Origin of the sequence: Moraxella caviae, from assembly GCF_002014985.1 — a bacterium.
Taxonomy (GTDB): domain Bacteria; phylum Pseudomonadota; class Gammaproteobacteria; order Pseudomonadales; family Moraxellaceae; genus Moraxella; species Moraxella caviae.
In genome coordinates, this window is the sequence record NZ_MUXU01000027.1 from 17,035 (window position 1) to 36,191 (window position 19,157).

At 49.8% G+C, this 19,157-nt stretch carries 14 protein-coding genes; 4 read left to right on the plus strand and 10 right to left on the minus strand.

Translation table 11 applies throughout. The features are described 5' to 3' along the window. Window positions 1-168: 168 nt before the first annotated feature. From B0181_RS04230 to B0181_RS04245, 4 genes are all read right to left on the minus strand, one after another. Window positions 169-948 (minus strand): transporter substrate-binding domain-containing protein, encoded by a 780-nt coding sequence (locus B0181_RS04230; protein WP_078276246.1) that lies wholly within the window; start codon window positions 946-948, stop codon window positions 169-171. A gap of 269 nt (window positions 949-1,217) precedes the next feature. Beyond that, window positions 1,218-1,988, minus strand: a complete 771-nt coding sequence (locus B0181_RS04235; RefSeq protein WP_078276247.1) for a transporter substrate-binding domain-containing protein — start codon at window positions 1,986-1,988, stop codon at window positions 1,218-1,220. 18 nt (window positions 1,989-2,006) lie between these two features. Beyond that, window positions 2,007-2,783, minus strand: coding sequence for a transporter substrate-binding domain-containing protein (locus tag B0181_RS04240; protein WP_078276248.1), 777 nt, complete (start codon window positions 2,781-2,783; stop codon window positions 2,007-2,009). Between the two features lie 237 nt (window positions 2,784-3,020). Then, window positions 3,021-3,794, minus strand: coding sequence for an ABC transporter ATP-binding protein (locus B0181_RS04245; protein ID WP_078276249.1), 774 nt, complete (start codon window positions 3,792-3,794; stop codon window positions 3,021-3,023). A gap of 398 nt (window positions 3,795-4,192) precedes the next feature. Here B0181_RS04245 and B0181_RS04250 point away from each other — a divergent pair, with 398 nt between their 5' ends. Further along, a complete protein-coding gene (locus B0181_RS04250) occupies window positions 4,193-5,482 on the plus strand; it encodes a glutamate-5-semialdehyde dehydrogenase (RefSeq protein ID WP_078276250.1) in 1,290 nt (429 codons plus the stop codon). Window positions 5,483-5,687: 205 nt separating this feature from the next. Here B0181_RS04250 and B0181_RS04255 read toward each other — a convergent pair whose 3' ends face one another. The 3 genes from B0181_RS04255 to aroE form a co-directional block, all read right to left on the minus strand. Beyond that, window positions 5,688-7,505 (minus strand): acyl-CoA dehydrogenase C-terminal domain-containing protein, encoded by a 1,818-nt coding sequence (locus tag B0181_RS04255; protein ID WP_078276251.1) that lies wholly within the window; start codon window positions 7,503-7,505, stop codon window positions 5,688-5,690. A gap of 369 nt (window positions 7,506-7,874) precedes the next feature. Further along, complete coding sequence (locus B0181_RS12210; protein WP_165474525.1) at window positions 7,875-8,018, minus strand: hypothetical protein; 144 nt, start codon at window positions 8,016-8,018, stop codon at window positions 7,875-7,877. A 197-nt stretch (window positions 8,019-8,215) separates the two neighbouring features. Continuing rightward, window positions 8,216-9,016: a shikimate dehydrogenase gene (gene aroE, locus B0181_RS04260; protein ID WP_078276252.1), complete on the minus strand. Its 801-nt coding sequence runs from the start codon at window positions 9,014-9,016 to the stop codon at window positions 8,216-8,218. A 358-nt stretch (window positions 9,017-9,374) separates the two neighbouring features. On the opposite strand from aroE, the gene B0181_RS04265 reads away from it, so the two are divergent. Next, entirely contained in the window at window positions 9,375-10,826 is a 1,452-nt protein-coding gene (locus B0181_RS04265; RefSeq protein WP_242620096.1) for an NAD-dependent succinate-semialdehyde dehydrogenase, read from the plus strand. A 199-nt stretch (window positions 10,827-11,025) separates the two neighbouring features. Here the strand turns inward: B0181_RS04265 and B0181_RS04270 are convergent, their stop codons facing one another. The 3 genes from B0181_RS04270 to B0181_RS04280 all read right to left on the minus strand — a co-directional run bounded on the left by B0181_RS04270 (window position 11,026) and on the right by B0181_RS04280 (window position 13,941). Continuing rightward, window positions 11,026-11,694, minus strand: a complete 669-nt coding sequence (locus B0181_RS04270; RefSeq protein WP_078276254.1) for a 3'-5' exonuclease — start codon at window positions 11,692-11,694, stop codon at window positions 11,026-11,028. 72 nt (window positions 11,695-11,766) lie between these two features. After that, complete coding sequence (locus tag B0181_RS04275) at window positions 11,767-13,596, minus strand: DUF294 nucleotidyltransferase-like domain-containing protein (protein WP_078276255.1); 1,830 nt, start codon at window positions 13,594-13,596, stop codon at window positions 11,767-11,769. A 69-nt stretch (window positions 13,597-13,665) separates the two neighbouring features. After that, on the minus strand, window positions 13,666-13,941 hold the full coding sequence (locus B0181_RS04280; RefSeq protein WP_078276256.1) for a GNAT family N-acetyltransferase: 276 nt from the start codon (window positions 13,939-13,941) through the stop codon (window positions 13,666-13,668). A 278-nt stretch (window positions 13,942-14,219) separates the two neighbouring features. On the opposite strand from B0181_RS04280, the gene B0181_RS04285 reads away from it, so the two are divergent. After that, a complete protein-coding gene (locus B0181_RS04285) occupies window positions 14,220-14,474 on the plus strand; it encodes a hypothetical protein (RefSeq protein WP_078276257.1) in 255 nt (84 codons plus the stop codon). 349 nt (window positions 14,475-14,823) lie between these two features. Next, entirely contained in the window at window positions 14,824-18,765 is a 3,942-nt protein-coding gene (gene purL, locus B0181_RS04290; protein ID WP_078276258.1) for a phosphoribosylformylglycinamidine synthase, read from the plus strand. Window positions 18,766-19,157: the final 392 nt, after the last annotated feature.

Genomic DNA, 19,157 nt, shown 5'->3' on the forward strand with positions numbered 1-19,157 from the left:
TGGTGATGATGGAGTGAAACAAAAAGATGAGTAAAATACAATAGCAAAATATGCAGTCAGGAAAATCAATCCCAAACCGCATATTTTACCAAGACTTGCGATTATCGGCAAACTTTTTTGCTTGCCGATGTGCGCTTGTCGGTTTTGGTGTCAAATTGGCGCACTGACTTATTTGCTGGTGTTTGCCGCCATTTCGCCAAAATGTTCGGTAACCAGCTTATCATAAGTGCCGTCTGCCTTGATGTCGGCAAGCGCTTGGTTGAATTTCGCCAAAAGTTCGGCATCTTCAGGATTGACAGCGATGGCGAAGTGGTCGTTGATGTCAATCGGTGCGCCTTTGATGGTGAAATTTTTGCCCAAATCACTGCCAAGCCACGTCAAAGCTGGCAATAAATCCGCCACCATCGCGTCCGCGCGTCCATTGCCCAAGTCCAAAAAGGCGTTATCCAGCGTGTTATACAACTGGGCTTTGGCGTTTGGGTGGGTCGCTTCTAGCCATTGGCTTGAGATGGTTGAGCCTTGAGCGGCGATTTTAGCGCCTGCGATGTCGCTTGCGTTATTTGGGTCAAAGGCAGAATCTTGGCGTGCCAAAAATACTAGGCTGTTTGAGTAATATGGCTCGCTGAATGCCACTTGCTCGCTGCGCTCTGGCGTAACCGACATGGCAGAGATGATGGCATCAAATTTACCGCCTTTTAGTGCAGGAATGATGCCGTCCCAATCTTGGGCGCTGATTTGACATTCTACCGCCATGCGCGCGCACAGCTCGTGGGTGATGTCCACGTCAAAGCCGCCAAGCGTGCTGTCAGCGTTGGTGTGGTTGAATGGAGCGTACGCGCCTTCGGTGGCAATGCGCAGGGTTTGCTCGTTGGTGGCAGTGCTGTTGCCGCCGCTGCAGCCAGCCAAGGCAAAAGCCGCCAAAAGTGCAGTAAGAGTGCGTTTAAACATAGACAATTCCTTGTGTGGTGATGGGTTGGGTTTTGTTCGTTTGATTTGGCATATCGCCAAGCTCGTTTCAATCGGTATTGACGAGCGTAAAACTTTCTAATAATACACGTTTTTGTTGTGTTTGTGTATCTTTTATTGGTTTGGCGTGCGATTTTTTAAAATTTGGCAAGTTGGCAAGGCATAATCGATAAGGTGTAAGCGCTAAAAATCCCCCAAGATTGCTCAAGGGGGATTTGTTTTGATGATAAAATCATCTGCTCGGCGTGCAATTATTTGCCAACCACCGAAGCGTCAAAATAATTGCCAACGATTTCGTTGTATTTGCCGTTTGTTTTTAGTGCGGCAAGCGCAGCGTCAAATTCAGCTTTTAGCGCATCGCCTTTACGCACAGCGATGGCAACGGTATCGCCAATGTCAATCGGCTCGCCTTTGACTTCAAAGTCTTGACCTGCTTCGGTTTTTAGCCAGTCCAGTGCAGGCACGATGTCGCTCATCATCACATCAGCACGACCTGCTGATAGATCTAGATAAGCGTTGTCTTGCTTGTCGTAGGTTTTTAGTGTGGCTTGTGGCTGGTTTGCGCTCACCCAGTCAGCAGACACGGTGGCAAGCTGCGCCGCTACGGTTTTACCCGCTAGGGCGTTCGCGTCTGCGTCTACGCCTTTTTTGCCAATCAGTACGATGGTGTTGTCAAAATACGGCTCAGAAAAATCCACCACTTGCGCGCGCTCAGCCGTGGCAGACATACCTGCCATGATGGCGTCAAATTTGTCAGCGTTTAGACCCGGAATCAAGCCGTCCCAGTCTTGGCTTGAGATTTCGCACTTGGCTTTCATCTCTTCGCAAAGCGCATTGGCAAGGTCAATCTCAAAGCCGACCAAGTTGCCTTGGTTGTCAAGATAGCTAAACGGCTTAAAACTTGACTCGGTGGCGATACGAATGAATTTTTCGCCTGAATTACTGGTTTCGGCTGGTTTGTCGCCGCCACAAGCAGCAAGCAGGGCGGTTGCCACAGCGGCAGTCATCAATTTGATGTTCATGGTACACTCCTTGGGCGATTAGTTGCTAAAGTTGGCTTGTTCGATTTTCTCTAGCGTGCCATTGGCTTTGATGGCGGCAAGCGCAGCGTCAAACTCGGCTTTTAGCGCATCGCCTTTACGCACAGCGATACCGATGTTGTCGTTGTTGTCAATTTCTTCGCCAACTAAGCCAAAGCCTTCGTTGTTTTGTTTTAGCCAGTCGCTTGCTGACACTTTTTCTGCCATCACCGCAACGTTACGACCTGCTTTCATGTCAAGATAAGCGTTGGTGTAGGTGTCGTAAAGTTGGACGCGGTTGCCGTCTTTGCCGTCATATTTTTCGGTGATGTACGCTGCGCCTGTGGTTGAGCGTTGTCCGCCAAGCACCGAATTGCTGATGTTATTTGGGTCAAAGCTGCCGTCATTTTTGGCAAGCCAAACGATGGTGTTGGCAAAGTATGGCTCGGTGAAATCCACTTGTTGTAAGCGCTCTTCGGTGATAGACATACCTGCGATGATGGCGTCGTATTTGTTCGCCAAAAGACCCGGAATCAAGCCGTCCCAGTCTTGGGCAACGATTTCACACTTGGCTTTCATCTCTTCGCACAAAGCGTTCATCACGTCCACATCAAAGCCGATGATTTTGCCGTCTGGGCTGGTGTCGTTGAACGGAGGGTAGGCAGCTTCGGTGGCGATGCGTAGCGTGCGCTCGCCAGTGTCAGTCGCGGCTGCGGTTTCGGCTGGTTTGTCGCCACCACAGGCGCTTAGGCTTAGGGCAAATGCAGCAGCTGCGGCAAATTTTAGGGTGTGTTTCATGGGTTGAATCCTTTTACAAGAGTGATGGTCTGCTTGCGCTTGATTTTTTTGGCTTCAAGGGCATGGCTTGACCATATTTTGACGATTAAAATGGATGATAAAAATAAGTCTAAAGATAAAAATCGGCTTTAAAGTTTAAGTTGGTAATTTGGCAAAGGCGATTAAACGTTGGATAAAAATCAAGTTAAAAATCATTTAAAATCAAGTTATTAAACTTGCCAAATTCTCACATACCAATCAGCGGTGCGATGCCATAAATTCACGCACACGCTCAGATTTTGGATTGTCAAAAACTTCTTCAGGCGTGCCAATCTCTTCAATGCGCCCTTGGTGCAAAAACACCACTTTGCTAGAAACTTCACGAGCAAAGCGCATTTCGTGCGTAACAATCAGCATGGTGCGCCCTTCGGCAGCCAGCTCACGCATGACCGTCAGCACTTCATTGACAAGCTCTGGGTCAAGCGCACTGGTCGGCTCATCAAACAGCAGCACCTGCGGACGCATGGCAAGCGCACGGGCAATCGCCACACGCTGACGCTGACCGCCAGACAGATTGTCAGGATAAGCGTCTTTTTTGTCCAAAAGCCCCACTTTTTCAAGCAAACGTTCGGCTTCTTTGGTGGCTTCTGTCTTAGATACGCCAAGCACTTGCGTTGGGCCTTCAATGATGTTTTGCAAGATGGTTTTGTGCGGCCATAGGTTAAAACTTTGGAACACAAAGCCGATTTTGGCACGCAATTTTTCCAGCTGTCTTGGGTTGGCAGCGACAAGCTCGCCTTTGTGCGGCTTGAGCGCAAGTTCTTCGTTGCCCACGATGATTTTACCGCTGCTGGGTTTTTCTAGCAAGTTGATGCAGCGCAGCAGGGTGGATTTGCCCGAGCCAGACGAGCCCAAAATGCTGATGACATCACCATCATGGGCGGTCAAAGATACGCCTTTTAGCACTTCTAGCGCGCCGTAGTTTTTGTGAATGTCTTGCAAATCAAGGGCGATCGGGCGAGAGTCTGTCATAATTTTTCTATAAAATTGTATTAGTAGAACTTAATAAAATAAGCACGGAATGTTTTAACCCTATATTTTCGCCAAAATGACACAAAAAGGCAAATGGTTTTCGCCACTTTGCGACAATTTTACATAATTTTTGCAAATTTTGGGTCGATTTGGCGCAAGTTTGCTGAAAGTTCGGCAAAATTTTGGCGTAAATGGTGCGGTGAGTGGCGATAAATTGGCGGTCAATGGGTTGATTGTTGGTAAGTTTTAAAGATTTGCTCTGATTTGCCAAGATGATGGCGAAATTGACGTGCTTTGTCTTGCGTGTCGTGCTTGGCTGCGGTATGATGGCGGTTTAATCACTGTGCGTATCGTCATTTGCCAAAACGATGAACAAATAAGGAAAATAAGGAAAACTCATGACCGCCATCACCGACACCGCTTCATACATGAAAGATGTGGGCAGCCGTGCCAAGCAATGCGCACGCACGCTTGCCGCTGCCGATACCAAGACCAAAAACGCTGCGCTTGCTGCCATCAAGGCAGTTTTGCTGGACAAAAAAGCAGCCATTTTAAGTGAAAACGCCAAAGACGTGGCAAAGGGCGAGCAAAACGGACTGGACAGTGCGCTGCTTGACCGCTTGGCGCTGACGGACGCACGCTTTGATGGCATGGTGGCAAGTTTAAATGACGTCATCGCCTTGCAAGACCCGATTGGCGAGATGAGCGAGATGACGTACCGTCCGTCTGGGATTTGTCTTGGTAAAATGCGTGTGCCGCTTGGCGTGGTGGGCATGATTTATGAAAGCCGCCCAAACGTAACGCTAGAAGCGGCAAGTCTTGCCATCAAATCAGGCAATGCCATCATTTTGCGTGGCGGCTCTGAAGCCTTTCATTCCAATCAAGCCATCGCTGCGTGCATTCACGAAGGGCTTTTGGCGGTGGGTTTGCCTATGGACGGTGTGCAGGTGCTTGCCACGACAGACCGTGCGGCGGTGGACAGCCTAATCACCATGACAGACTGCGTGGACGTGGTGATTCCGCGCGGCGGCAGGGGGCTGATTGAGCGCATTGCCGCCAACGCCAAAGTGCCTGTGATTAAGCATTTGGACGGTAATTGCCACACTTTTATTGACAAGGCAGCGGATAACGAGATGGCGATTTCGGTGGCGGTGAATGCTAAAACGTCTCGTTATGGCACTTGTAACACGATGGAAACGTTGCTGGTACATCAAGACAAGGCGGAGTTAATTGCTGATGTGCTGCGTGCGATGGTGGCAGCAGATGATAAGATGCAATTTCGTGTGTGTACACAAACCCAAAGCGCCTTGGCAAATGCTGCCGATTTGGCAAATCACATCAGTGTTGCCAGCGAAGAAGATTGGTGGACAGAATATCTTGCGCCGATTTTGGCGGTGAAAGTGGTGGCGGATATTGACGCTGCCATCAGCCACATCAACCACTACGGCAGCCACCACACCGATGTCATCATCACCAATGACTATGCCGACAGCCGCAAATTTATCCGTGAAGTGGATTCATCAAGCGTGATGGTGAATGCGTCCAGCCGTTTTGCCGATGGTTTTGAGTATGGTTTGGGCGCAGAAATCGGCATTTCCACCGACAAAATCCACGCACGCGGGCCTGTGGGCTTGCACGGCTTAACTTCCCAAAAATGGGTGGTGTTTGGCGGAGGTGAAGTGCGGTAGGTGAGTGATTGCTATCGCTTTTTCAAGTCTGAACAACCTGCAGGGATTGTGCTTGTAAAGGTTCGGCGTTTAAGATGAAATTTGCATTTTAAAGTCGGACTTTTAATAAAATATTGATTTAAACCCAAAAAACCGCCAACATTTGCTGGCGGTTTTGTCATTCATCAGGCATTTGTCCTGCCAGTGCGTCATGCCAACGGCACGCTTAGTCAATGATAAAATGCTCAATGTCCATTTTCATCATCACTTCGCTTGGCGTGGTCATGGCTTCGGCATGGCTGCTGGTGCGTGGCAGAATTTTTTCAAAATAAAACTCAGCCGTTTGGGTTTTGGCAAGATAAAACTCTTTGGGCTGCTTGCCACCGTTTTTGAGCTTGTCAAACGCCACTGCCGCCATGCGCGCCCAGTGATACGCCATCATCACATAGCCAGAATACATCAAAAAGTCATCAGACGCCGCTGAGACGATGTCGCGGTCTTTGCGCGCGGTGAGCAGCAGGCGCGCGGTGAGCATATTCCACTCAGCGCACAGCTTGGTCAGCGCCCAGACGAACTGGCGCATATCCTTATCCAGTGCGTATTCACCGCACCATTTCATGATGCCTGTGGTGTAATCACGCACCACTTTACCGCCGCCGTGCAGCAGCACTTTACGACCCAGCAAATCCAGCGCCTGCACGCCTGTGGTGCCTTCGTACAGTGTGGAAATGCGTGCATCACGAGCAATCAGCTCCATGCCAGATTCTTTGATGTAGCCGTGTCCGCCAAAGATTTGCTGCCCGTGCTTGGCGGATTCAATGCCAAGTTCGGTCAAAAATCCTTTCAAAATTGGCGTATAAAAGCCCAATTTGTCGTCCCATTTTTTAATCGCGGCTTCATCGCCACGCACCACAGCACTGCTTAGATGATCAGAGTAGCGAGCGGCGTGATAAATCATGGAGCGCGCACCTTCCACAAACGCTTTTTGGGTTAAAAGCATACGGCGCACATCGGCATGATGAATGATGGCATCCGCAGGCTGCTCAGGCTCTTTTGCGCCAGAAAGCGCACGCATGGAGCGGCGTTCTTTGGCGTATGGCAGGGCGTTTTGGAATGCCAGTTCCATGTGTGATAAGCCTTGAATGCCTGTGCCAATGCGTGCGGTGTTCATGTAGGTGAACATCGCTTTTAGCCCTTTATTCGGCTCGCCAATCAAAAATCCTGTCGCGCCATCAAAGTTTAGCACGCAAGTGGCGCTTGAGTTGATGCCCATCTTATGCTCAATCGAGCCGCACGTTACCGCATTACGCTCGCCCAGTGAACCATCGGCATTGACGATAAATTTTGGCACGATGAACAGCGAAATGCCTTTCGTGCCAGCAGGTGCGTCTGGCAGGCGTGCCAGCACGATGTGAATGATGTTTTCGGTCAAATCATGCTCACCTGCCGAGATGAAAATCTTACTGCCTGTGATGGCGTAGCTGCCGTCTGCGTTTGGCGTAGCGCGTGTTTTCATTTGGTTAAGATCCGTGCCGCACTGCGCTTCGGTCAAGCACATCGTCCCAGACCATTCGCCAGAGATGAGCTTTGGCAGATAGGCGTCTTTTTGTGCGTCATCGCCATATTGTAAGATGGTGTTGATTGAGCCTGTGGTGAGTCCCGGATACATCGCCCACGGCCAGTTTGCCGTACCCATCATTTCAGATTTGATGAGATTTAAGGACATGGGCAAGTTCATGCCGCCATAATTTTCAGGATAAGAAATGCCTTGCCAGCCGCCTTCAACAAACTGCTGATACGCCTCTTTAAAGCCTTTTGGCGTGCTGACCTCACCGTCTTTAAATGTACAGCCTTCAGCGTCCGCAGGCTGATACAAAGGCGACAGCACGTTTTCGGCAAAGTCGGCAAACCCTTCTAAAATCATCGCCACCGTCTCGGCATCAGCGCCTGCGCCATTGTCTAGGGCTTTGTAGTGGCCTTGATAATCCAGCACTTCGTTCATCAAAAATTTCATATCACGAAGCGGTGCTTTGTACGTCAGCATGGTCATTTCCTTATTAAATGCGTGGTGTGTTTGGCGCAATCGGTAATCATCGCTTGATAAGTATGCCGATTACGCCAGATGTGAAAATTTCAAGTGTGTTTCACTATACAGGGATTTTAAGATTTACGAAAGGGTCAAAGCATGATTGATAACTTATTTTCATTGAAAATTTATGTTATTCAAACTCATGATTATCAGTGTGGTGCGCAATGTGGCAAAAATTTGGCGGAAATTTGGTAAGAAATTGTCAAAGTTTTGCACAAAATTTAGCGGAATAATTTGGCGCAATAATTTGGTGCAAAACTTATAAAAACCCACAAAAAACCGCACTTTAGCCTAAGCCAAGTGCGGTTTTGAAAAAATGGCGAATTACAGCTTGCACGCACCGCCTTCACAGCCGTCATCATCGCTGTTATCCACGCCGCCTTCTACGGTTATGCCATCAAAATCATTCAGCAAATCGTCCAAGTTGTCAAAATCCAAGCCATCAAGGCTGTCGGCTGTTTCGCTCATAACACTCTCCAAAGATAAATTGTCAAAGGGTAAAATTGCTCGCCAATTTGCCAAATGCGGCTGGCGTGCGTTGTAAGTTGGGCTTGTGCGCCCAATTTCAAGCTGTATTCAAGCTAAAAATGATGATAAATTGACGACAAAAGATAAAATTTAAGCCATTGATTTAAAAGGTATTTTTAAATAAAATCAATGTTAAATCACAAATCCACCTTTTGTAAATCCACCGCACGTCCCGTCCACAGCGTGAACGCCAAAGCCGCCTGATGGATCAGCATACCGTAGCCGTCCGATGTGCGTGCGCCTTGATTGGCAAAATGCGCCAAAAATGGCGATGGCTTGCCGTACATCATGTCGTAGGCAAAATCAGCGCTCAGCGTGGGCGCAAGCGTAAGCGGTGTGCCGTGCGTGGTGGCGCTGGTGGCATTGATGATGACGTCAAAATGTGCGGTGTCTGCGCCCAGCGACTCAAGGCTTTTTATGCTGATGGCGGTGTGGGCGGCAAATTCATCGGCAAGCGTCTGCGCCTTGGCGAGCGTGCGATTAAAAATGGTGAGCGCTGCGCCATGTTCTACCAAGGGCAAAATCGCCCCACGAGTTGCGCCGCCTGCACCCACGATGGCAACGTGCGCGCCTTGCAGATTCACGCCTTGCGCCACCAAATCCGCCACCAAGCCACGCCCATCGGTGTTATCGCCAAATAATTTGCCGTCTTTGATGACAAGCGTGTTCACCGCCCCTGCGCTTTTGGCGTATTCGCTGAGTACTCCTGTGTTTTGGCACAGCGAAAAGGCGATTTCTTTAAAGGGCAGCGTAACGTTTGCGCCTGCGCCGCCGCCATGAAAAAACGCTTCCACCACAGCGGTGAAACTTGCCGCATCATCAGGGCAAAATTGGCGTGAATAGCGAATATTAAGCCCCAAACTTTCGGCAAAAGCGTGGTGAATTTGCGGGCTTTTGGAATGGGCGATGGGATTACCGATGACGATAAAATGCTGCATGAGAGTCCTTGTGCGTGCGTTTTGGGCTTTACATCTTGGGATAAATTTGTTACTTTCGTTGGGAGTTTGCCGTGTTTTGTGGCGCAAGTTTAAATATCAAGTTTGACCGCTTGGCTGCTTGGCATGACGAACCAAGATTAAAACCATAGCTTTAAAATTCGCATAAAATTTAATTTAAAATCAATTATTTAAAACCGCCAGCCACTGCGATGAGTTCGGTCTTTTGCTTAAGTTGTTCGTTCAAGTCATTTGTCTAAAACGGCTGGCGTCATTTTACCCCAACACTTCTTTTGCCACAAGGAAAAACGCCATGCAATCACAAGATGCACCCAAAAACAGCCCACACGCACAAGGCAGCTTGGTACTGCAAGACCCAACGCTACTAAAAACTTGCGCCTACATCAATGGCGAATGGCAAGCGGCAAATGACGGCAAAAGTTTGGCGGTCAAAAACCCAGCCACAGGCGAAATCATCGCTCATGTGCCTGACATGGGCGCAGATGAAGCGAAGCGTGCGGTGCAAGCGGCGCACGAAGCGCAAAGTGCGTGGGCAGCGATGAGTGCCAAGGCGCGCAGTCAGATTTTGCGTAAATGGTTTGACTTGATGATGGCGCACCAAGACGATTTGGCGCGGATTTTGACTGCCGAGCAGGGCAAGCCGTTTGCCGAAGCCAAAGGCGAGATTGCTTATGGCGCGTCTTATTTTGAGTGGTATGCCGAAGAAGCCAAGCGCATTTATGGCGACATCATTCCAAGTTTTGCCAATGACAAAAGAGTGCTGGTCGCCAAGCAGCCCATCGGTGTGTGCGCTGCCATCACGCCTTGGAATTTTCCTTGCGCCATGATTACACGCAAAGCTGCGCCTGCGCTGGCGGCTGGCTGTGCGTTTGTGATTCGCCCAGCTTCGCAAACGCCACTTTCGGCATTGGCATTGGGCGAGCTTGCCCACCGAGCAGGCGTGCCAAAAGGCGTGTTCAACGTCATCACAGGCGCAGCAAGCCAAATCGGCAAAGTGCTGACCGAAGACGACAGAGTGAAAAAATTTAGCTTCACAGGCTCAACCGAAGTCGGCAGAATCTTGATGGCGCAGTGCGCACCCACGATTAAAAAAGTGTCTATGGAGCTTGGTGGCAATGCGCCTTTCATCGTCTTTGATGATGCCGACATTGACGCAGCGGTGGAAGGCGCCATCATCAGCAAATACCGCAACGCAGGGCAGACGTGCGTGTGCGCCAATCGTTTGTATGTACAAAGCGGCGTGTACGATGAATTTGTGGCGAAATTTGCCGAAGCGGTGCGCGCGTTAAAAGTCGGCAACGGCATGGATGCAGGCGTGAGCATTGGGCCTTTGATCGATGAAAATGCGGTGAAAAAAGTTCAGGCGCATTTACAAGATATGCTGGATAAAGGCGGTGAAGTGGTGCTGGGCGGCGAAGCGTGCGGTGATTTGTTCTTTGCGCCAACGGTGGTGAAAAACGCCACGCAGCAGATGAAAGTTGCCACAGAAGAAACCTTTGGGCCGCTTGCGCCAGTTTTTCGCTTTGATGGTGAAAATGACGTGCTGCACATGGCGAACGATACCGAATTTGGCTTGGCGGCGTATTTTTACAGCCGAGACATTGGGCGCATTGTGCGTGTTAGCGAGCGGCTGGAGTATGGCATGGTGGCGGTGAATACGGGCATTTTATCCAATGAAGCTGCGCCTTTTGGTGGCGTGAAGCAGTCAGGACTTGGGCGTGAAGGCTCAAAATATGGCATTGAAGATTATATAGAAATCAAATATGTGCTGCTGGCAGGGCTTGACAGTTAATCGCAAAATCTTGGTTTTTATAACATTGTGATTTTTTCATAAAATCGTGCTTGAAAGACAAAACCGCCAAATAGCCAAATAAGTGCGGTTTTGTTTTGGGTGAATTGGCGCAAGATTGACACAGGATTGGCAAAAAATTAGGGAAAAATTGGGCGAAAAATCATCAAGTCGCACCAAGCTACACTAAGCCACACAAAATTTAAGACGCTTGCAACTCATGCTGCAACTGACAAAACAGCATGGCGGTCATCAATGCGTCATTGAGCGAATCGTGCGCAGGCAAGGCAGGAATGCGCTCGGTTTTGAGCATTTCGTGCAAATGGCGGCGGTCAATGGGCGCATCGGGATTGCGGTTTTGTTGTTTGCGCAGTTTTTGGTCAAGTAGGCTGACATCAATGGCGGCATTTGGCAGTGCTGCGCCCAAAAACGGCTTGGCAAGCGCATTTAAAAACGCCAAATCCATCTGTGTATAAAAGCCCACGATGGGACGCGCACCCAAAAACGGCAACAGCTGCGCCAGCATTTCATCGTAGCTGACACCGTCCGCCACGTCCATCGGTCTAAGCCCGTGAATGACGATGGTGTCTGTCGCAGGCATGATGGGCGGCTTGCAGATGATGGATAGGGCGTTTGCGGTGTCTATGCTAAACGTGCCATGCGTGCGGCTGATTTTGACTGCGCCAAGACTTAAAATGTGGTCGGTTTTTGGGTTTAATCCTGTCATTTCAAGGTCAAGACACACCCATTCATCGGCAGGCGGCGGCGCAAAAAGATAGCCAAATTCTGGGCGAGTGAGCCGAGCGGGCGTTTTGCTGTGCGTGCCAGTTTTGCCAAAGCTGTACAGCCAAGTTTTTAGTGAAGCGAGCATAAATTTCCTTATTTGATTGTCAATCCTTTTTGCTAAATTTTCAACCGATTGGCATATCGGTTGGCAAGCGCATCAGCCGACAAACACATCAAGCCGATAATGGCGAGTGATAAAGCCTTTAAATTCCTTGACCACCGCAAGACTTTCTTTGAGCAAATCACGCTCCAGCGTGGAGAGTGTATTTGGATTGACCTTGCGTGCGTGGCGGTCAGACGTGCTAAGCGCCACGTCTAGGCGTTTGGCAAGGAAAAAATCCAGCGCTTCTTGTAGGTTTTTTGCCAATTTTTCATCAATGGCTTTGGCTTGCACGAGCAAATCTAGGCGTGCGCGTGTGTTTGTGGTGCGAATGCCGTGCTCTAACGCCAAGGCGCGCGTGCCATGCACGATGGGGAAAATGCCCGCCTTTTTTAGGTCAATGTCGTGATCGTGTCCGCCTGTGAATTTCGCCCAAAAACGTGCCGAGCTGCCCATTTGTAAGGTTGCGCCTGCAAAGCGGTTGATGAAATTGGCGGTGGCGGCAGGATAAGCCACTTCAAAAACGTGCGCCATCAAAGCATCAAACAGCGATTTATCACCGCAGACAAAATGCGCATCAAGCAGCGTGGACAGCCACGTCAGCTTATCGCCATGGCTTGCCAAAAACCACGATTGCACTTCGTTTAAAAACTTGCCAAGCGGCTGTCGCCATAGCGCATTCGCCATCATGATACCGCCATCACAAGGCGGATAGCCAAGCTGGGCAAGCGCGTCATTAAAGGCGATGGCGCAGGTTTGGATTTCTTGGAGTAAGGCTTCGTCTGTGCCATCTTTGATGATAAGGGCGTTATCTTGGTCGGTGCGCATGATTTGCTCGCCGCGCCCTTCAGAACCCATCACAATCACGCAGCTTGCCGCTTGTACCGCTGGCGTGGCGATGAGCTGCCAAACTTTGGCGAACACTTGCGCATTCAGGCTTTGCACCACACGCCCAATGACGTGGACTTTCACGCCATTTTGCGCTTGCCCACGAATGTATTTGCCGATGAGCTCTACCGCTGCCGCCACGTCATCGAGCGTTTGTGCGCCATCAAGGCGTGCGCTGATGAGTTCGGAGTGATTGGCAAGGAAATTTAAAAGCTGCGTCTGCCCAATCACGCCTACGATTGCGCCTGCGTCATTGACGATGGGCAAGCGGTGCATACGCTGCTCAAGCATGGTGGTGAGCGCTTCGGCGACTTCGTGGTCTTGGTGAATGGTGCGCACAGGAAAATGGCTAAAATCACGCACGCAGGATTGTAAATCGGCGGCGTTGGCGATGGCGCGGCACAGGTCAGTTTGGGTGAACATACCCATTTTTTTGTCATTATCTGCCGCATCATCAACGACTAAAACGTGCTTGGCGTCAGCGGCTGTCATCGCCATGGCAGCCATCTGCAAGCTGGCGTCTGAATCCACAAAGTGCGCAGGGCTGATGTATTCGCCAAGTTCACGGATTTGGCGGTGCAGCAGTGCTTGGTTTTCGTGGTGGGCGTGGCGAGTTTTTTGGGTGTGGCTGCGTGCCGCCAAATCAGCAAACAGCAGGGCATTTAATGCGCTGTTTTTCTGGCTGGCTGCATTCACCGCATCGCCTGCCAAATGGTACAGCAGGCTTTGTTCTTGGGTGGTGATGTCGTAGGCAAGTCCTGATTTGTCCTTGGCAAAAAACCAATCGCCCGCACGCAGACCTGCAATCAGCTCGCCGTGCTGTGATTGGGTGAGCTTGCCTTTGATGATGATAAAAAAGTCGTCTTGCCAAGCGGTGGGCAAGGTTTCGTTTTGCGCCAAATAAATCATCTTGGCGTGGCGTGTCAGCTCGCTGCGTTCGGTGTCGGTCAGCACATCAAAGGGCGGCTGGGTCAGCTGAAGTAGCGTTTGAGCGGTCATAAAAGTCCTTTTTATGAGAAAGAGTGTGTGAATTTAGCGGTCAATCCTTGGCAACAGCCTAAGCACCAGTTACACCAGCAAATCTTGATATTCTGGCGTTTTGTCGATGATTGCCGCCACAAAGCTGCACGTTGGTATCACCTTTTTGCCATTGGCGCGCGCATAATCTAGGGCGTGCTTGACAAGCTGCTTGCCAAGTCCACGACCACCCAACTCACTTGGGACGATGGTGTGATCATAATCCAGCACGTCATCGCTGACGATTTCGTAGCTTAAATAGGCGGTGTGTCCGTCAATTTGCGTCTCAAAACGGCGGCGTTCTGGGTGGTGGGTGATGGTGGTCATGATAAATCCTTGTTGTTTTATAGTTTGGTGTTTTGTGATTTGGTGTTAAAAGCGGTTTGTCTTGCCATCATAATGCAAAATTTGCCGTGTGTAAATGGTGGATTATGCTTTGTGGTTGGTGTTTGTGGTTTGTATTTGTGGGCGGTGTGCGTTTGTTGTTGATTTGTAAGATGAATTGTCATTTATTGTACAATCTTGTACAGTGATTGGTACGGCGAAAGCCAATCGCAAAACCAATCGTAAAATCAGTCATTGACAAAATAATCACGGAGAACATCATGAACGAAATTCAAAATCATAATTTAGCCGCCAATCCCAAGCCAATCAGCCTAGGCGAATGGCTGCTGACACTGCTGATTTTATCCATTCCTGTGGTGAATATCATTGCGCTTTTGATTTGGGCGTTTAGCCGCAGCACCAATCCAAGTAAGTCCAATTTTGCCAAAGCGCAGCTGATTTTTATTGTGCTGGTGATTATTTTTGCTGCTGCTTTTGCGCTTTTCGGCATTAAGATGGGTGCGATGAGTGTTTGACGCTGGCGCATTTAAATTGGTAAGTTTTAAAAATGCTTTTTAAAATGCGCTTTAAATTGGCGAGTTTAAAGGGTGAATTTAAAAGGGCGGAATTTAAAAATGAACAATCGGTCAAACTTAGCAAAACCTATCGGTGATTTGCCAAAAAATTATCCAAAAGTTTCCCTAAAATTGCCCTGAAATTAGCCCAAAATCCCTAAAAACACACAAACACGCCTTAAGTTCGTACTTGGGTGTGTTTTTTGTGATGAATAGGCGAAATTTTTGCGCTAAAGTCTGTTATAATATGAAAATTTATTTGCACAGCCAGACAATTTGCCAAATTGTTACCAAATTGGGGTAAGACATTATGATGACTATCATCGCTGGACATCGTTATTTGACCGATTTTCAAGCCCAAAAACTGCTAAGCCAACTGACCAAAGCAGGACTTAGTGTAGATTCCATCGCAAGCCAGCAGGTGTATGTGTTTGACACTGCGCTGTCTGACGCTGAGCGCACCAAAGCGCTCAATCTGCTCAATCAAGGCGAAGCGCCTGCACCGATGGCGGCTGCCGATGACGAGCTTTTGGTGGTGGTATCGCCACGTTTTGGGACAATCAGCCCATGGTCATCAAAGGCGAGCGACATTTTTCGCAACTGCGGCGTGAACGTAAACCGCATGGAGCGTGTGCTGGTATTTATCCTAAAAGGCAAAGATTTGCCAAGCAAATTGCCAGCCGCTGCCGAAGCGGTGCTGCACGACCGCATGACCCAAAGTTTGGTGTATGCGCTTGATGACGTGGCGGCTTTGTTCGTTGATGGCGAGCCTGCGCACCTTGAGCAAGTGGACATTTTAGGACAAGGGCGCGTCGCACTTGAAAAAGCTAATACCGAATTTGGCTTTGCTTTGTCTGGCGAAGACATTGATTATTTGGTGGAAAATTTCACCAAACTTGGGCGCAATCCGACTGACGTTGAGCTGATGATGTTTGCCCAAGCCAACTCAGAGCATTGCCGCCATAAGATTTTCAATGCCGAATGGACGATTGATGGGCAAGTGCAGCCAAAATCGCTGTTCAAGATGATTAAAAACACGCACGAAAAGCACTCAGAAGGCATTTTGTCGGCATATAAAGACAACGCTGCGGTGATGGAAGGCTTTAAAACGCCACGTTTTTATCCGATCAAAGACGCAGCAGGCAATGCCGTTTATGACTTTCATGATGAGCAAATTGACATCTTAATGAAAGTAGAAACGCACAACCACCCAACCGCCATTGCGCCATTTGCAGGGGCGGCGACAGGTGCTGGCGGTGAGATTCGTGACGAAGGTGCGACAGGTCGTGGCGGTAAGCCAAAAGCAGGCTTGGCAGGCTTTAGCGTGTCGCATTTGCACTTGCCAAATATGCCAGAAAAATGGGAAACGTCAGGCAAAGTCTCTGCCAAAGATTACGGCAAGCCTGAGCGCATGGCGAGTGCGCTTGATATTATGATTGAAGGGCCGCTGGGCAGTGCAGCCTTTGCCAATGAATTTGGTCGCCCAAATCTGAACGGCTATTTCCGTACGTTCCAGCTGGACACGTCAGAAAACCAAGACGGCAGCCAAATGCGTGGCTATCATAAGCCGATTATGATTGCTGGCGGCTATGGCAACATCAAGCGCAATTTGGTACAAAAAAACACCATCAAAGCAGGTGATTTGCTCATCGTTTTGGGTGGGCCTGCCATGCAAATCGGCTTGGGCGGCGGCGCAGCAAGTTCGGTGGACAGCGGCGAGCTGGACGAAGGCTTGGATTTTGCGTCTGTGCAGCGTGATAATGCCGAGATGGAGCGTCGTTGCCAAGAAGTGATTGACACTTGCTGGGCGATGGCAGCTGATGGCGACGATAAAAACCCAATCGTATCAATTCATGACGTGGGTGCAGGCGGCTTGTCAAACGCCATGCCAGAGCTGGTGGACGATCACGAGCTGGGTGCGCATTTGAATTTGCGCAAAGTGCCATCGCTAGAAGCAGGTATGTCGCCAATGGCGATTTGGTCAAACGAAGCCCAAGAGCGTTATGTGCTTGCCATTGCGCCAGAAAGTGAAGCGCTGTTTGATGAGATTTGTGCGCGTGAGCGTTGCCCTTATGCCATCTTGGGCGTGGCAACGGACGTGCGTGAACTAAAAGTGGACGACAGCCTATTGCCAGAGCAGCCTGTGGATATGCCAATGCAAGTGTTGCTTGGCGGTACACCGAAAATGAAACGCAGCTTTGAGCGTAAGCCAAACGCTTTGCGTGCGCTGGACGTGAGCGGTGTAGACTTGGCAGAGAGCATCAAAGACGTGCTGCGCCACCCAACCGTTGCCAGCAAATCGTTCCTAATCAGCATTGGCGACCGCTCAATCACAGGTATGGTTACTCAAGATCAGTATGTGGGTCGTTATCAAGTGCCTGTGGCGGACTGCGCCGTTACCATGACAGGTTTGATGGCGGACACAGGCGAGGCGATGGCGATGGGCGAGCGCGCGCCAGTTGCCTTGATTGACCCAAAAGCGTCAGCACGTCTGGCGGTGGGTGAAGCGGTAACCAACATCGCTTCGGCACGCATTGCCAAAATTTCTGACATCACGCTGTCTGCCAACTGGATGGCGGCGTGTGGCGATGAGCGTGAAGACGCAGCATTGTTTGACGCGGTACACGCTGTGGGCGAAGAGCTTTGCCCTGCGCTGGGCATCACCATTCCTGTGGGTAAAGACAGCTTGTCCATGAAAGCAGGCTGGGCAGACGCAGACGGTGATAAGAGCGTAACTTCACCGATGAGCCTTATCATCACAGCCTTTGCGCCAGTACAAAACGTCGCCAAGACCATCACGCCAGAGCTTGTCAATGCAGACAGTGCGCTGTATCGTTTGGATTTGTCGCGCGGTAAATTGCGCCTTGGCGGTTCGATTTTTGCCCAGACGCTTAGCCAGCTTGGCGATGAAGCGCCAGATTTGGACAACAGCGAAGATTTGGCGAAGTTTTTTGCCTTTATCCAAGCGGCAAACGAAGCAGGTGTGATTCGTGCGTATCATGACATTGGCGATGGCGGCTTGCTTGCGGCAGTGGCAGAAATGCAGTTCACGAGCCGCAGTGCGGTGTCTTTGGCATTGACTGATGATGATTTGCTTGGTCAGCTGTTTGCCGAAGAGCTTGGTGCGGTGGTGCAAGTTTTGCCAGAGCAAGTTGAAGCGTTCATCGCCCTTGCTAATGAGCATGGCGTGGCAGAGTTTACAAGCCTAGTCGGTCAAGTAACGGCAACGCCAGCAGGCGGCGCAGGTCTGGACGTGCTAACTATCAGCACGCCAACGCAAACGCACCGCTTTAGCCGTGCCGAGCTGCAGCAAGAATGGACGAAAGTCAGCCACAGCATTGCAAGTTTGCGTGATAATCCAGAATGTGCTGACCAAGAATTTGCCTTGATTGGCGATGAAAATCATCATGGCTTGATTGCGCAGGCGAATTTTGAGCTGGATTTGGCGGTAGAAGCGCCGTATGTGAACAGCCGCACCAGCCAGCCAAAAGTGGCGATTTTGCGTGAGCAAGGCGTGAACGGCCACCTAGAGATGGGCGCAGGCTTTGTGCGTGCAGGCTTTGATGCGGTGGACGTACACATGAGCGATTTGATGAGCGGCCGTATCAATTTGCGTGATTTTGAAGGCTTGGTGGCGTGCGGTGGCTTTAGTTATGGCGACGTGCTGGGCGCAGGTTCTGGCTGGGCAAATTCGGTGCTGTTCCACGATGAGCTGCGTATGCAATTTGCACGCTTTTTCCATCGTCCAGAGACCTTTGCGCTGGGCGTGTGTAACGGCTGTCAGATGATGAGCCAGCTTAAAGATTTGATGGTGGGCGCAGAGCATTTCCCACGCTTTACGTTCAATAAATCGGCACGTTTTGAAGCACGCACGGTGAACGTACGCATTGAGCGCACCAAATCTGTGCTGCTAAAAGGTATGCAAGACAGCATTTTGCCAATCGCCATTGCACACGGTGAAGGCTATGCCGACCTAGACGAAAAATCATTGCGTGAGCTGACGCTGCAAGGTCAAATCGCCATGCGCTATGTGGACAGCCAAGGCAACCCAACCGAGCATTATCCGCTAAATCCGAACGGTTCGCCAGAAGGTATCACAGGCGTGTGCAGCAATGACGGCCGTGTTACTTTGATGATGCCGCACCCAGAGCGTACTTTGCGCGCGGTGAATCACTCTTGGAAACCTGACGAGTGGACGAATGACGGTGCGTGGATGCGTCTGTTCCGTAATGCGCGTGCGTTTTTGCGTTAATAATTGACGGCAAGTTTAGCCGTTTGGCTGAACACTAAAAATAAGACAAACCTTGGCTTTTGGTCAAGGTTTGTTTTTTATAAATGGTGGACTGCACGAGATTTGTAAGTTGGGTTTGGAAATGATGTGTAATTTAGGTTTGTGAACGATGGGTAAGTTGGGTTGCGCTTGCGAAAACCCAACATGGGGCGAGATTTTTCCGCAAAACGCTGGGTTACGCTGTCGCTAACCCAACTTACAAGCAGTCGCTAATTCAACTTATGAGCTGCTGCCAATCTAATTTACAAGCCGCCACTAATCTGATTTATGAGCCACCTTCCCAATCCAGCCCACAAGATTGGTTTTAAACCAACTTCCCCATTTTTTGTAAAATTTTCCCAATAAGTTTTGGG